Raw genomic sequence first — 14403 nt, forward strand, 5'->3', positions numbered from 1 at the left:
TTTATTGAAATTATCGAGAAAAGATTTAAGGAAAGTAAATATCATAATATTTTTTCCTATTATTGTTGTGTGGTTATCAAGAACTATTTCGCATAGTTAATTTTAAACTTGTATAATCATGAATGATATTTTTTTTAATACCAAAAAACAGGCTCAGCTTTTATATAAACAAGGGGCAAAATACGATGCGTATTTACTTGTTTGGAATGAAATGCCATTAGATAAAATAGTAGATTGGTATTCAATGAATAAAACAAAAAAAGCTTTCTTTAAAGATGTTTTTTTTTACGATTCATTTTTAACCAAACAATCTGCTGTTTGGATGTCGGAAGCCAAGGCCATCGAATTATGGAAAGATTATCTTAAAAATTACAATTCCATAGAGTTTGAATACTATGTAGCCTATAACAATCCAGAACTTTTTATTGAAGGCTATAAAGAAATGTTACTTTTCTTAGATAGTTCTCGATTAAAAACTTTAAAAAACAATGAGTTACCACCAGTTGTTAAGGAAGAAGTGTTAATATGGGAAAAACTTTCAGATCTGCTAAATACTACATGGTACAAAGTTTTATATAAAATTAAAGGTCTAAACAAATCTAAACATGAATTTATTGTCGCTTCATGTGCTGCTTTTGAAGCATTTGTCTATAATAATCATGAAGATCCTATTAAGTTTCAATATGGAGGTTATGCTTTGAGTATATTAATTGCTTATGCACAGTCTGAGAAACAAGAAGAAACTAAAGAACTTACAGATGAAAACATCTATCAAGTTTACCTTGAGGAAGTATTGAAAGAAGAGTTTAAATCTATATTCGCTTTAGTGAATGAATATGTAATGAATAAAGACGTTGTATATAGATACGCCTATGAACCTGGATTAAAAATTAAAATAAATGATATAGATAAAATAGTAGTTTTAGAAGATAAGGCATTTAACATCAAATGGGATTATGATGCTGATAGATATTCTTTAAATGAAAATATGTATTGTAAATTTGGAATACAATCTTATTCTGAATGTTTAGAAAAAGGACAAATTATTTTTCATAACAATAATAAATCTGAAGAGAATATTATAGGGAATGTATTGTGTAATGGGATTAAACTTGCTGTTAATGATTTAGGTCTAAAAGAAAAAGAAATGAAAAATAAAATTCCTTTACTTACGGCAATTACTTTTTTACAGGGGTTAGCGACAAGAAAATATCATACAATTATAAAGCCTTTACATGATACTGCCTCTAAAAGTAAAAGTACTTATATAGAAGGAACATTATCGTTACAAAATAAAGAACTTATACTTATTTCTGATATTAAAAATCTTCATCGAATGACTAATACTTCAGGGAATAAGTGTTCCATAGATGATATAGAAAAAATCATATCTAATTTTTCTTTTAATTGGAAGGTAAAAAAGTTTAATCCTTTTAAACTAACTATAAACTTATGGCAAAAACCTTTTATAAAACTAGGAAAAAATATTATAGCTCCAATGTCTATTCTAACAGGCTTTACTGGACTTTATGGATTAACAGAAGCTTTATTTAGAAACTTTAAACCGAACGATGGAACCTCTATAGAAAATATATTATATGAATATTATAAAGATATGCCATGGAATACTAGGATTGAATTAGCAAGTGTTCAAGAAAAAGGAGATGTAGATGTTATAATGGAGGATGATTTACATATTGTTTATTTACAATTGAAACGTACTAGTCAGAAAACGAATACTTATGAGATAGCTAAACAAAAAAAACAAGATGAAAAAGCAATTTCTCAGCTTCAATTAGCAGCAACAGCATATAAAGGTAAAAAACAAATTCATTTATGGTATGTATCAACTGCTCTTGAAGGATTGGGAATTAAAACTAAAAATGTTTTTAAAGTAGGTTATCAAGATTTACTTCATATTAGTAGGCTAAATTTATATCGTAATAAGTTAAAGTCATTAGGAGATTTCATAGAAATTGTAGAAACAGATCAGTTCTATAAAAATAATCGTAATACTTATTAATCGCCTAAATTAATTTATATGCTCGTATTGAGATAGAAGCCTTTAGGCTTAATTTTAAACTATTTCAAAATGACTAATAAAGATTTTATACCAAGCGTTAATTTTCATTTATGGGAACCTTGTAATATGCGTTGTAAATTTTGTTTTGCAACATTTAAAGAGATGAAACAAAAAATATTGCCAAAAGGACATCTACCAGAAAAAGATGCTATTAATGTTGTATCTGAGTTAGCTAAATATGGTTATAAAAAAATAACCTTTGCAGGAGGAGAACCCCTACTTTGTCCTTGGTTACCAAAATTAATAAAAAAGGCTAAAGAGCTTGGATTAACAACAATGATAGTTACAAATGGAAGTGTTTTAACTGAAAAATTCTTGAATGACAATAGATTGTATTTAGACTGGGTTACATTAAGTATTGATAGCCTTACTGATAAAACTAATTTAAAAACAGGTAGAGCAATAACTGGTAAAAAAATAATCACAGAAAAAAGATACAAAGACCTAGTAGACCTAATAAAAAAGAATGGTTTTGGATTGAAAATAAATACTGTTATAACTGCTTTTAATTATCTCGAGGACTTTAATCAGTTTATTAGCTTCGTTAAGCCTAGTAGGTGGAAAGTATTACAGGTATTACCTATTACAGGTGAGAATGATAATGAAATAAGTTCAATGATGATTACAGAAAAACAATTCAGAGTTTTTTTAGAGAATCATAAAACTCAAAAAAATATGATATCAGAATGTAATAACGCAATGAAGGGGAGTTATGCAATGATAGATCCAGCAGGTCGATTTTTTGATAATTCTGAAGGGAAATATAATTATTCTGAATCTATAATAAATAATCCTATAGATACCTTATTAAAGAAAATGAATTATAATAAAGAGAAGTTTTTAGATAGGAATGGTTTATATAATTGGTAATTTTTTTATCATTGAACATATAATGCTTACAAAACCTTGATCACTTTGTTTCTTTCAATTAGCAATAGGACATTATATTTACTTAAGAAAAAACGCAAATATTTCTGGTGTACATTAAAACCCTGAATATTGCTTTCTTTGTTGAAGTGTTGAAGATTATTTTGCAACCTCCTAAAAACATTGAGTTTTTAAGCAGAACAAAAAATCAACAGTTAGTCAACATACGCATTTTGCGTTTTGTGTTGACTAACTGTTGAACTCTTGTCACCCACAGAGCATTGCTTTTTCACTCACAAATGGGATGTTTTATCAACAGTCAACGAATTTTCTAAAAAATCACTTTTTTTAAACTCATAGTATCTCCCTTTTTTGGTTTCAAAATCAACAATTGTTTTTTGTGAAGTGTTTAGCGTAAAAAAATATTTCTTATAACTACCATTATATGGTTCTAGTTTATAATCTTCTTTTAAACATTTAGAAATTCTTGAACGATTAGTTCTTACTCCTTTATTTAGTTTTTCAAACAAATCTGTTGCGGTATAACGCAAAACATCAGCTTCAAACGCAACAAAATCGTCAATTATAATTTCTTTAATTTCTTGACTTAAATAGGTCTTGTTTCCTTTTACAACTTTGTCTAAAGCAGGTGTATAAATTTGTTGTTTCGTAAACCACATTCTAGTTTTTCTTTCCGATACTATTTTTCGATTATTTAAATAATGTAAAAAATGAGGAATTTCTTTGGTTAACTTTTCAAGCATATCAACATCTTCAATTTGAAAAGAATTCACTTTAATTACCCAGTAGCGAATTTCGTTTTCGTCGATTTGAATGAAATTTTCTTCATTATTAGAACATAAAATAAACTTTCCAAAAAAATTAGTTTCAACTTTGTCCTTTCCTTTAGATTCCAGTTTATAAGTTCCTGCTGTAGATAAGTTCTTAATTCGCTCGCTATCTTCTCGTTTATCTAAAAGAACTTCATCAACAGAAATGATAAGTTTAGATGCCCAATCGCTATTAAATCTACTTCTAAAATCTTCATTTTTATTTATAGTCATATTACCTTGAAATATCAATTTTAACCATTTTAAAAATGAAGTTTTACCTGTGTTTATAGAATTACTCACTAGGCATAAAATAGGTAATATCTGAGTTGGCAATTGCCATAAAATAGTAAGGTAATCTAAGCCTAATTCATATTGATCTTGAAAAATATGTTTCAAAAACCCTTCGGTTATTTGAAATGAACCTTTTGAGAGTTTATGTTCGATTTTTTCATATTGATTGTAGAAAGAACTGATTTCTTGTTGATAATTTTGATGATCTGGAATTGTGATAAAACCATCATACTTTTTTATAGTATTTAAATAATCTTTTCCTTTATCTGTAATAAGTTCTCCTTTTGTCCACTTGATTAATGTTTTATTTGTATCACCGCTAAATAATGGTACGTTACAAATCTTAAAATAATCTGTCCCTATTCTAACATACTCCATAAATCTTATAATTTTAACTTAATTAAAGGTCTGTTAGGAATAGATGTTTCTTTCCAATCAAAAACAATATTTATACCGGTAACTGAATTATCCGATTTGAAACAAGAATCTATCTCTTGTTCAATAAGTTGCCATTTAAAACGCGGGTTATATACAGCTAAATCTTTGATTTTATCTATTTCTTGTATATAGAAATCCAAATGCTTGTTTAGTAAGGAATCCGCTAATCTGTTAATCTTTAATTTGCTAATTTCTGATTGTACATTATCAGCAATCAGAATTAAATTATTAGTAAAACTCTGATTTTGTAAGTTTAAATCCTCCATGTTAACGTCTATATTTTAAAGATTTAACTTCCTCCAATGTATTATCCAAACTTTCTAGATTGATGACAATTCTTCTACCAATTTTAGAAGCTTCAATAGTACCTCTTTTAATATAGTTTCGAATTGTTAATTCTGAAACATTAAGTCTTTCTGCAGCTTCTTTTACAGTTACATTTTCTTTTTCAGGATTTAATTTTTTGTTAATTAAATTTTCAAGAGAACTCATTCTAGTTGAAACAGCTGTATCAATTATTTTTGTAAGCTCTTCCTGTGTTGTTACGATTATACTTTTCATAATATATTTTTTTTAATAAATTAAAAACACATCATATTCAGTAATTACTAATATCCATGGATTGAATATTTATGTTTTGATATCACAAAGATTATGTGTTTAATGATAAAATAAAAGGTATAATCGATGGTTTAATGGTAGTCTAATACCATTAAACATATATTTAATTCGTTTGTTTTTAGGTAATTAAAGTTTATCTTGCGCTATATACCACCTATAGTTTGGTGGTGATTATTTAGAGTTTTTATATCGAATTAAGGCTCTTTTAAACTTTTCAATATTCTTAACTGTTTCTATCTTCTTTAAAATTTCATCTATCATGATACTTTTTTCAAAAGAAGGTTTATCGGAAGCATTAACTCCTTTATAGAAGTAATTATATTTAGTATGGTTTGTATTGGCTTTTTGAACATCTTGTTCCGTCAAACATTCTGAAGTTAAAGATAAAACTCTAAAATACTCAGTACTTAAACTATGTAACCCTGAATCTTTAAATTCATGTAAAAGAACATGAAGTAAAATCATTTTTTCATTTTGTGTTAAATAATAAACAGATTCTTTTTTCTTCTGTATGTCTTTATTTTTAGGATCTTTTTTTTGAGGCTCTTTTTTTAAATCATTAAGTTTATACAACTCATTGTTAGCTTTAACCACATTAAAGAAATTACCTATTTTTTGATTATCAAACATTTTTGTCAACTCTTCTTTATTTTTTTCTAAAAAAGAAAAGTAATCATATATGGCTTTCCTGTTTGCGAATACATATATGAATTCCTCGTAATTCACCTTTTCTTTACTCTTTGAAGTAAACTGATCAAATATCTCATATATTTCATCATTAATTAAAGATAAAGTAACCTCTGAAGTATAATGATTTCTACTTCCTCTAATTATTCTATCACAAGTTTCATATATTTCTCTTTCTAAATTATTTAACTTTAATAATTTATCAATTTCTTCTACTAATTGTTTTATAAGAACCTTTTCTACCTTAACAAAAGAGTAATTGGTATTATAGTAACTCTCAAATTGCGTTTTTGCGTTTAAACAAATAGACGCAAATTTTTTATTATATAACTCAACAAATTGTTCTCCGTAATTCATAGCTGTTTTTATATCTCTATATTAAATGTATCATGTACTGCATCTTTAACATCTTCATTTGAAATTTGATAATACTGATTAAGTGTTTTCATATCATTATGACCAGATATTTCTGCAATAAGTTTATCACTTTTTCCGTTTCTTTTCATCATTGTAATAAAAGTTCTTCTAGCAGTATGTGAACTTATCCTTTTATAAAAAGGCATTTCTTCTCGAAGCACTTCTTTTCCTCTAGTAGATGTTTTTACAACATTATGTGTATATCCCGCTTTTTCAAAAACTTCTTTTATATAGTCATTAAATTTTTGATTACCTATTAGAGGTAAGGTATAGTCATACTTGTTTAAAATATGTAAAGCGATATTACTAAGTGGTATTTCTCTACTTTTTTTACCAGAACCCTTTTCTTCTTTAAGTAATAGTACTTTACCGTTAATGGTATTTTTTGAAACATACTTTAACTCACCAAAACGCATTCCTGTTACACATGAAAAAATGAATATGTCTTTAACTCGCTCTAATTTTTTAGATGGCATTTCAACTTTTAATAAAAGTTCTAAATCTTCTTTTCTTAGTGCAATTTGATTCGTTATTACTTTTGGTTTCTTTTTGAATTTTATAAAATCAGATTTATAGGTATGTCCATTTTTTAAAGCCCAATAAAGAAATGTTTTAACCAATCCAACATTTCTAGTAAAAGTATTATTGATATGCCCTCTCTGAACCATGCAAAAATCTGTAAACTCAGTATAAAACTTTTGATTTATGGTGTTAAAAGTTATTTTATAATTTTTTGTTTTTTCAAAATCTTCAAGTAGTGACTTAATATTATAATATCTCTTAATAGTAGCTTTAGACCATTCTTGATTTTTTTGCTTGAATAACATAAACTCATCATAAGCTTCATAAAACTTATTTTTTCCTTTAGCTACCCTTTTGAATTCCTTGTCAAATTCTTTTCTTACTTTTTCAACAGTTAATTCTTGATTGGTGTTTTTGAAAGTTTCTGTTACTTGTATAAAAAAGTTAGAATATCGATCAAGTTGCCTTTTTATTGTTCGATGAGAATCTGCTTTTGAAGTTCTTCCTGTAAGGTTATTTGGCTGTCTGTTTTTTATATCCCATTCTTTTGGATGGATAAATTCTCCTGTTGAGTATACAAATCTTTTACCCTCATTTTTAAAATAGGCTTTCAAATAAATAAGTGTTAATCCATCTTTACTTTTTTCTTTTAGATTGAATGTATATGTCATAGCTATCAGGTGTCAATTTAGGTGTCAATAAAGGTAGTATTTAACATCTATTTCAGCATAAAAAGAATTGTAAAAAATTTACAAAATCAGTATTGATAGTAGTTATAGCGTGGGTTAAGGTATAATAAGACAAAACAAGGTCTATTCTCGGCGTCTCCACAACAATCCCTTACAAGTCTAGTTTTGTAAGGGATTTTTTTATTATAAAGCTCATTTCTACGCTATCTATTATGCTAAAATTAACATACGTATCCTTATATTTTTTTAACGTTTACTTCCTTATACAAAATAAATTATTGAGTATTTTTACGAGCTGATTCTTTAATTGATTAAAGAACTTAATGTTTTTTTAAAGAAGATATTCTAAACTAAAAACAAAATCAACCTAATTTTTATTATTCAAATTATATTATGAAAAAAACAAGTCTTTTTTTAATTGCTTTTTTAATCTTACTACCTGCTTCATTGTTCGCTAATGAAGGAATGTGGTTTTTAATGCATATTAAGCGTTTGAACGAACGTGATATGCAAAAAATGGGACTTCAACTAACCGCTGAAGAAATTTACAGTATCAATAATCAAAGTCTCAAAGACGCTATCGTTCAATTTAACGGTGGTTGTACAGCTAGTATTATTTCTAATAATGGATTAGTACTTACAAATCACCACTGTGGTTATGACGCCATTGCAGAATTATCTTCTGAAGAGCAAAATCACCTTAAAAATGGGTACTGGGCTAAAACATTAAAAGACGAGCTTAAACCAGAAAGTCTTTTTGTAAGATTCTTTGTGAGAATGGATGACGTTTCTAAACGTATTTTATCTAAAGTAAACGATTCTATGACAGAAAAAGAACGTGAAGCTGCTATTAACAAAGAAATTGCAAAAATAGAACAAGAAAATAATGAAGGTGGTAAATATACTGTTTCTGTACGTTCTTTTTTCCAAGGTAATGAATATTACTATTTTGTATATGAAGATTATAAAGATGTACGATTAGTAGGTACACCTTCTGATAAAGTTGGTAAATACGGTGGAGACACTGATAACTGGGAATGGCCACGTCACACAGGAGACTTTTCTTTATTTAGAGTATATGCAGATGCAGAAGGAAACCCTGCAGAGTATTCTGAAAACAACGTGCCATTGAAAGCAAAATATCACTTACCTGTTAACATTAAAGGGGTAAAAGAAAATGATTTTGCTATGATTTTAGGATACCCTGGTAGAACAAACCGTTGGATGCCTGCAGAAGGAATCGAACAAAACGTAAATTACGCATATCCTGCTTGGGTAGAAGGATCTAAACTTAGCATGGATGTAATGAAAAAATACATGGATAAAGATGCATCTATCAATTTAATGTATGCATCTCAATATGCTAGAATTGCCAACTATTGGAAAAACAGACAAGGTATGATTGATGCTTTAACAGCTCATAAAACTGCCGAGGCTAAACGTAACGTAGAAAAGAAATTTGACAAATGGGCTAACAAAAAGTCTAACAAAGCAATTTACGGAGATGTTGTTACTAACATCAATAATTACTACAGCTTAACCAACAACAAAGCAAAGCATGATAATTACTTAATGTTATTATTACGTTCTAGTAAATTTGCAGTTTTACCATATCAAATAGGTAAAGGATTTGAGTCTTATATTAATGCTAATGAAGCTGCTCGTAAGAATTTAATGCCTCGATTGAATGCTTTTATAGAAAGTAACTACACAAATTATCATTTACCTTTAGAAAAAGAAATTTTAACTGAGCAACTAAAGTTATATTCAGCTAAAGCAAATTACGAATTACCAAAGATTGTAGCTAAAATTGCTAAGGATGATAATTTTAACGACTACGTAAATTCTATTTTTGAATTAAGTATTTTTACATCTAAAGAGCGTGCTACGGCTTTCTTAAAATATCCTAATAAAGAATTGTTAGCTAACGATCCTTTATATATCTTATCTTCTCAATTACTAGATAAGTATAGAGAGCAACCTGAAAACTTAGTACAACCATTAAACGATTATCAAAAATCATTTAGACTATTAGTAGATGGTTTACGTAAGTCTGGTCTAAGCAACATTAAATATCCAGATGCTAACTCTACTTTACGTTTAACTTACGGAAAAGTAAGAGCTTTACCTAAAGATTCTAGAAACGACGCTAGCATTAACAACTACACAACGTTAAAAGGAATGGTTAAAAAATATAAGCCAAACGATAGCGAGTTTGATTTATCTAAAGATATGTTAGATATCTATGAGAAAAAAGATTACGGAAGATATGCTAACAGTAAAGGTGAATTACCTGTAAACTTCTTATCTGATAATGATATTACCGGTGGAAACTCTGGTTCTCCAGTATTAAACGGAAAAGGTGAATTAATCGGGCTAGCATTTGATGGTAATATTGAAGCGATGGCTGGTGATGTTATTTTTGATAAAAACCTACAACGAACTATTAATGTAGACATTAGATATGTACTTTGGTTAATTGATAAGTATGCTGGTGCTAAACGTATTGTAGATGAACTTACTATTGTGAAATAAAGTATAACACTGACACGAACTAAAAAAACGTAGCTATTTCTTTAGCTACGTTTTTCTTTTTTAGATAATTCATGATTTTTTTTACACATAAGATATTTCTTTTAATAAACGTTTTATAAAAAAATCATATTTAAAATATTTACTAATTAATATAACTAACCTTAAAAACTTATAGTTTCTCCATCATCAGGTACATATACTTTTTTAGACAAATCTAAATTTAAAACTTCTGCTCTCAATTCTTCACGCCTTGTAGGGCAATGATTTACTGCCTCCATATGATTGGCGATGACTTTACCTGGTGCATTTTTAGCAAATTTTAAAATATCATCCATAGTCATTAATAAAGGTTTAAAAATATCAAACTGAGCCGACCCTGCTGCAACTACGCTAATATCTGGTTTATAGTTTCTAAAAACTTTATCTACTGTATCTGTATAAATAGTATCGCTACTTAAATAAATTGATGGTTGATTAGGTAATTGTATAAAAAAACCCATAACATTACCTGCTGGTTTGGCTACAAAACCATAACCATGTTTTCCCGGAATTCCTTCTATACTACCATCTAAAAATTCAGATTTAGTCCAATATTCAATAGTTTTTACAATGTTTAAACCTTTCTTTGAAAATGTTTTTTCATCTTTTACACTACAAAACACAGGGATATTCTTCTCTTTTAAGAAATCTTCTGCAGGTTTGTCAATATGATCTGGATGGTTGTGCGTTATAACACAATGCGTAATTTTATCTAAAAAGGTTTTACTAATTTCTGGTAATTCTACAATAGGATTTTTAACAGGTTTAAACCTAAAAAATGTAAATGGAGGCAAAGATCCTTTTGAGCCTAACATAGGATCTATTAAAATAAAATGACTATTAGCTTCAATAACCATTGTGGCATTTCTAAAGTGATGAATTTTCATAATGCTTAAATGTTTTTGCAAAGGTTACAAACGTATTACACTTAAGCATTGATTCAAATCAAGAAATGCGTTTTCGAATACGACTTAAAGTTTCTGGTGTAACATTTAGGTAAGATGCAATGTGGTATTGTGGAATATTGTCTAGCCAGTTAGGTCTATAAATAATTAGCTCTTTGTATAGTTCATCTGCTGTTTTAGTAATACGATTATATTCAAAAAGTTCTTTTTGTTTCAATAATCGTTGAAACGAAATTTCTATAAATGATTTTCCGCATTCGTAATTATCCAACAGCTTTCTAAAGGCACTTTTTTCAACAGATAATAGTTCTACTTCTGTTATACATTCTTGGTTTTTGTTAGTAGAGATATTATTAATAAACGAACTTAAGTCTGTGATAAATTGTGGTTCGGCATAAAAATTAATGTTGGTCTCTTTGTCTGATGTAGCATAATACTCTCGCACCACACCAGAATTAAGAAACCTTAAATAATTTTCAGTAGTATTTGCAGCAAGAAGCATTTCGCCTTTAGCTACTTTTTCAACTTTAAATAAACCGAATAATTCTTTTAAACCTTCTTGATTCAGAGGGTATTCGGTGTTAAAAAATGCTTGTATTTGACTTAGTTCTGATTGCAAATCATTCTTATATTTTGATATGATCCTGATCTCTAAATTTTTCATAGAGACTAGGATAATTTGATTTAAATGTTTCCTTTATAAATTCCAAAGGTACATCATCAAAATGACCATAATCTTCTATATAGGTCATAAATTTATGGTCGTCTTTATTGTATTCTTGCAACACTGCATCTTCGACACCATTAAAATCTAAAACATCAACATTGTAAATGGCACACAGTTCTTTATTAAACGCAGGCGAACATTTAACCCATTTATCATTATAAAATACATCTACCAAACCATGAGGAGCTAATTCATTAGTTCCAATCACTTTTTCTAAGCGCTCTGTAGCAATATGGTTGGATACTTTGGCTAAATGTAATCTTGCTGGAATATTGAAGGCACGTAAACAAGCAATGTATAAAATGGCTTTATCAATACAATGTCCATCTGGCTTTTTTGCAATATTACTAGCTTTAAAGTACTCTTTAGTTAAACCAATATTAAAAGGTAAATAACGCCAACCATCTCTAACCTTTAGATATAATTGCTCTATAATATCTTGTTGAGAGGTAAAATGCTTAACGTCTTTTATAACATCTTCAATAACTGAACTATTATAATCGAAATAATAGGTTTTTTCGGTGTATTTCATATTACAAATTTATAACATTTCGCCTCTTGCAGGATAATCTGAAGACACAATATAATCTACAGCTTTTACAAATGAAGGTAAATAAGGTCTTCCCCAAGGATTACTATTCATAGCAGAATAATAGATTTGATTGTTATTATCTATTAAAAAAAGTCCTGGTTCACTAAATGTGTTTGGTTCACCATCTTTTATACCTTTGCTTAAATATAACCCCCAGTTTTTAGCAGTTTCTAAATCTAAGTTATACCCTAATTTTAATTCTGATAGCTCCCATTTTTGACGTGATAAGCGTGCTCTAGACTCAGAATCCATACTTACAGCAACAACATTAACAACTCTTTCTTTAAATTCTGGTAATAACTCTTCTAATTGTTGTAAATATTTTTTACACAACGGGCAATGCAAACCTCTGTAAAAAACCACTAAAGTAAATTTTTCTGGTTGTTGATTGTTAATCTGCCATTCGTTACCATCTAATACTGGAAAAGTTAAATTTGGTGCTGTATGCTTTGGTGTTGGTCTGTTCATTTTATGTGTATTAGTTGTATTCTATTAAACGTGAAAACTTTCAATGGATTATATTTTTTTAAGTAATTCTTCATTAATATGTTTTTCAAATCTTACAAAGTCGCTTTCAATCTCCGGATTTTTCATCACGTCGTAAGCAAAAAATGTTTTTAAAGGTTCTAAACCAAACCATTTAAAGTTGAGATGCATTGGTAATAACAAGTCGTCTTCACTTTTACCAGCAAAAAAAGGCTCATCAGGATTGTTAAAAGCCTCTTTAGGCGCATTTGCAGTTACTGACATCATGTATTTTCCGTTTAACAAACCACCTAAACCATAATTCTTTTTTGGTGCTTCAGAAGTACGACCATCACCTTGCGATAGTTTCCCCATCATACCTGCAGTGAATACATCATCCATATATTTTTTAAACGACCAAGTAATTCCCATCCAGTTTAAAGGCGTTTGTAAAAATACAACATCTGCCCAAAGGAACTTTTCTACTTCCTCATCTACATTATAGTCATTTTGAGTTACGGTAATCTTTATATTTAAGTTAGCTTCTTTTAATTGAGCTGATAGTTTTTCAATAAAAGATTGATTTAATTTTCCTTCTGCAAATGGATAATATTGATGACCATTAATGATTAAAATGTTTTTCATTTTTATAAAACTTTAAATTAGTATTGCAAAGAAACTAATAATAGTTTATTTTTGAAACCAAAATAATATAATCACATTAAATAGTGGTTACAAAATAGTAACTAATGGGAAGAAAAGTAATTGATAATCCAAATGTGTGTTCGTTAGTTCACGCGATGAACGTAATTGGAAATAAGTGGAAGCCTATTTTAATTTACTTATTAGCAAACGGAAGTTTACGCTTTGGAAAACTCTTAATATTTACTCCTACTATATCAAAAAAAGTGTTAACAGAACAATTAAGAGAGCTTGAGGAAGATGGTATCATAATTAGAAAAAAATATGCTGAAATACCACCACGAGTTGAATATTCACTATCTGAAAAAGGTGAAGCTTTACTGCCAATTCTTAAAAGTTTGAGTGAATGGACTCAAGATAGTTTTAAGGACATTGAGTTTGAAGCCTGTAGAATAATAACTTTATAAAATACCAGTAAAATTACTCTAATACTCTTCCCTTTTTAACAACAACTTCTCTCTACTTAACTATAGTAGCCAACAAAATTCTTACGACTTCTTCAAACGGAGTTTATTCGTACTTTACTTTTAAAGACATGTTTTTTATATACCCTTTTCTAGTTATTAAGCCGTCTTTCTCTAACTATTTTAATTGAAGACTTAATGTATGTTATATAATGATGGAAGTTAACTCGTATAATTTGTTACAGCACTTTTTTCGTTCAAAAAAAAATAAAAAATTATACTTTTCCTTTTACCTCCTATCAATTAAATAGTAATAATTGTAGAACTCTAAAGCTCTCTATAATTATACTTAATTAATCTTTTATTTTGCCTGTTCCAAATGCTACTATAATTTAATGTTCCAAAAACATTATACTATCATTAATTATAAAACTTTACTTTTTATAGTAAATTTAACATTACCTATAAAGCTATTAAAAATAGTAGCTAACAGTGTTTTTTAACATAAAAAACATACTATCATTTTTGACCGTTATTGCAAAAACCTTAAACTATTAATACTTTTGATACTATACTTTTGATAGTT

Annotated in this window: 14 protein-coding genes; 4 read left to right on the forward strand and 10 right to left on the reverse strand. The window is 28.2% G+C overall.

Annotation, left to right across the window (positions count from 1 at the left end):
• Positions 1–118: 118 nt before the first annotated feature.
• Both NH341_RS06190 and NH341_RS06195 read left to right on the forward strand, forming a co-directional pair.
• Positions 119–2023, forward strand: a complete 1905-nt coding sequence (locus tag NH341_RS06190; protein ID WP_253056029.1) for a hypothetical protein — start codon at positions 119–121, stop codon at positions 2021–2023.
• Positions 2024–2092: 69 nt separating this feature from the next.
• A complete protein-coding gene (locus NH341_RS06195; RefSeq protein ID WP_256471478.1) occupies positions 2093–2953 on the forward strand; it encodes a viperin family antiviral radical SAM protein in 861 nt (286 codons plus the stop codon).
• A 290-nt stretch (positions 2954–3243) separates the two neighbouring features.
• Here the strand turns inward: NH341_RS06195 and NH341_RS06200 are convergent, their stop codons facing one another.
• From NH341_RS06200 to NH341_RS06220, 5 genes are all read right to left on the reverse strand, one after another.
• Positions 3244–4452, reverse strand: coding sequence for a primase-helicase family protein (locus NH341_RS06200; RefSeq protein ID WP_253056031.1), 1209 nt, complete (start codon positions 4450–4452; stop codon positions 3244–3246).
• Positions 4453–4457: 5 nt separating this feature from the next.
• Positions 4458–4778 (reverse strand): hypothetical protein, encoded by a 321-nt coding sequence (locus NH341_RS06205; protein ID WP_253056033.1) that lies wholly within the window; start codon positions 4776–4778, stop codon positions 4458–4460.
• A 1-nt stretch (position 4779) separates the two neighbouring features.
• Positions 4780–5073, reverse strand: coding sequence for a helix-turn-helix domain-containing protein (locus NH341_RS06210; protein WP_253056035.1), 294 nt, complete (start codon positions 5071–5073; stop codon positions 4780–4782).
• 231 nt (positions 5074–5304) lie between these two features.
• Positions 5305–6177 carry a hypothetical protein gene (locus NH341_RS06215; RefSeq protein ID WP_253056037.1) on the reverse strand — a complete coding sequence of 291 codons (873 nt, stop codon included), beginning with the start codon at positions 6175–6177 and terminating at the stop codon, positions 5305–5307.
• A gap of 8 nt (positions 6178–6185) precedes the next feature.
• Positions 6186–7430 (reverse strand): tyrosine-type recombinase/integrase, encoded by a 1245-nt coding sequence (locus NH341_RS06220; protein ID WP_253056039.1) that lies wholly within the window; start codon positions 7428–7430, stop codon positions 6186–6188.
• Positions 7431–7841: 411 nt separating this feature from the next.
• On the opposite strand from NH341_RS06220, the gene NH341_RS06225 reads away from it, so the two are divergent.
• Positions 7842–9983, forward strand: coding sequence for a S46 family peptidase (locus NH341_RS06225; protein ID WP_253056041.1), 2142 nt, complete (start codon positions 7842–7844; stop codon positions 9981–9983).
• Positions 9984–10144: 161 nt separating this feature from the next.
• Here the strand turns inward: NH341_RS06225 and NH341_RS06230 are convergent, their stop codons facing one another.
• From NH341_RS06230 to NH341_RS06250, 5 genes are read right to left on the reverse strand one after another with little or no spacing between them, the layout of a single operon-like run.
• Entirely contained in the window at positions 10145–10909 is a 765-nt protein-coding gene (locus tag NH341_RS06230) for an MBL fold metallo-hydrolase (protein ID WP_253056043.1), read from the reverse strand.
• A 58-nt stretch (positions 10910–10967) separates the two neighbouring features.
• Positions 10968–11591 (reverse strand): Crp/Fnr family transcriptional regulator, encoded by a 624-nt coding sequence (locus tag NH341_RS06235; RefSeq protein ID WP_253056045.1) that lies wholly within the window; start codon positions 11589–11591, stop codon positions 10968–10970.
• A complete protein-coding gene (locus tag NH341_RS06240) occupies positions 11554–12186 on the reverse strand; it encodes a transglutaminase family protein (protein WP_253056047.1) in 633 nt (210 codons plus the stop codon). Before NH341_RS06240 ends, NH341_RS06235 begins: the two co-directional genes overlap by 38 nt.
• A 9-nt stretch (positions 12187–12195) precedes the next feature.
• Positions 12196–12714, reverse strand: a complete 519-nt coding sequence (locus NH341_RS06245) for a peroxiredoxin-like family protein (protein ID WP_253056049.1) — start codon at positions 12712–12714, stop codon at positions 12196–12198.
• Positions 12715–12762: 48 nt separating this feature from the next.
• Positions 12763–13356, reverse strand: a complete 594-nt coding sequence (locus NH341_RS06250; RefSeq protein WP_159613131.1) for an NAD(P)H-dependent oxidoreductase — start codon at positions 13354–13356, stop codon at positions 12763–12765.
• A gap of 104 nt (positions 13357–13460) precedes the next feature.
• On the opposite strand from NH341_RS06250, the gene NH341_RS06255 reads away from it, so the two are divergent.
• Positions 13461–13820 (forward strand): helix-turn-helix domain-containing protein, encoded by a 360-nt coding sequence (locus NH341_RS06255; protein WP_159613133.1) that lies wholly within the window; start codon positions 13461–13463, stop codon positions 13818–13820.
• Positions 13821–14403: the final 583 nt, after the last annotated feature.

The sequence above is a fragment of the Tenacibaculum sp. XPcli2-G genome (assembly GCF_024124505.1).
GTDB lineage: Bacteria > Bacteroidota > Bacteroidia > Flavobacteriales > Flavobacteriaceae > Polaribacter > Polaribacter mesophilus.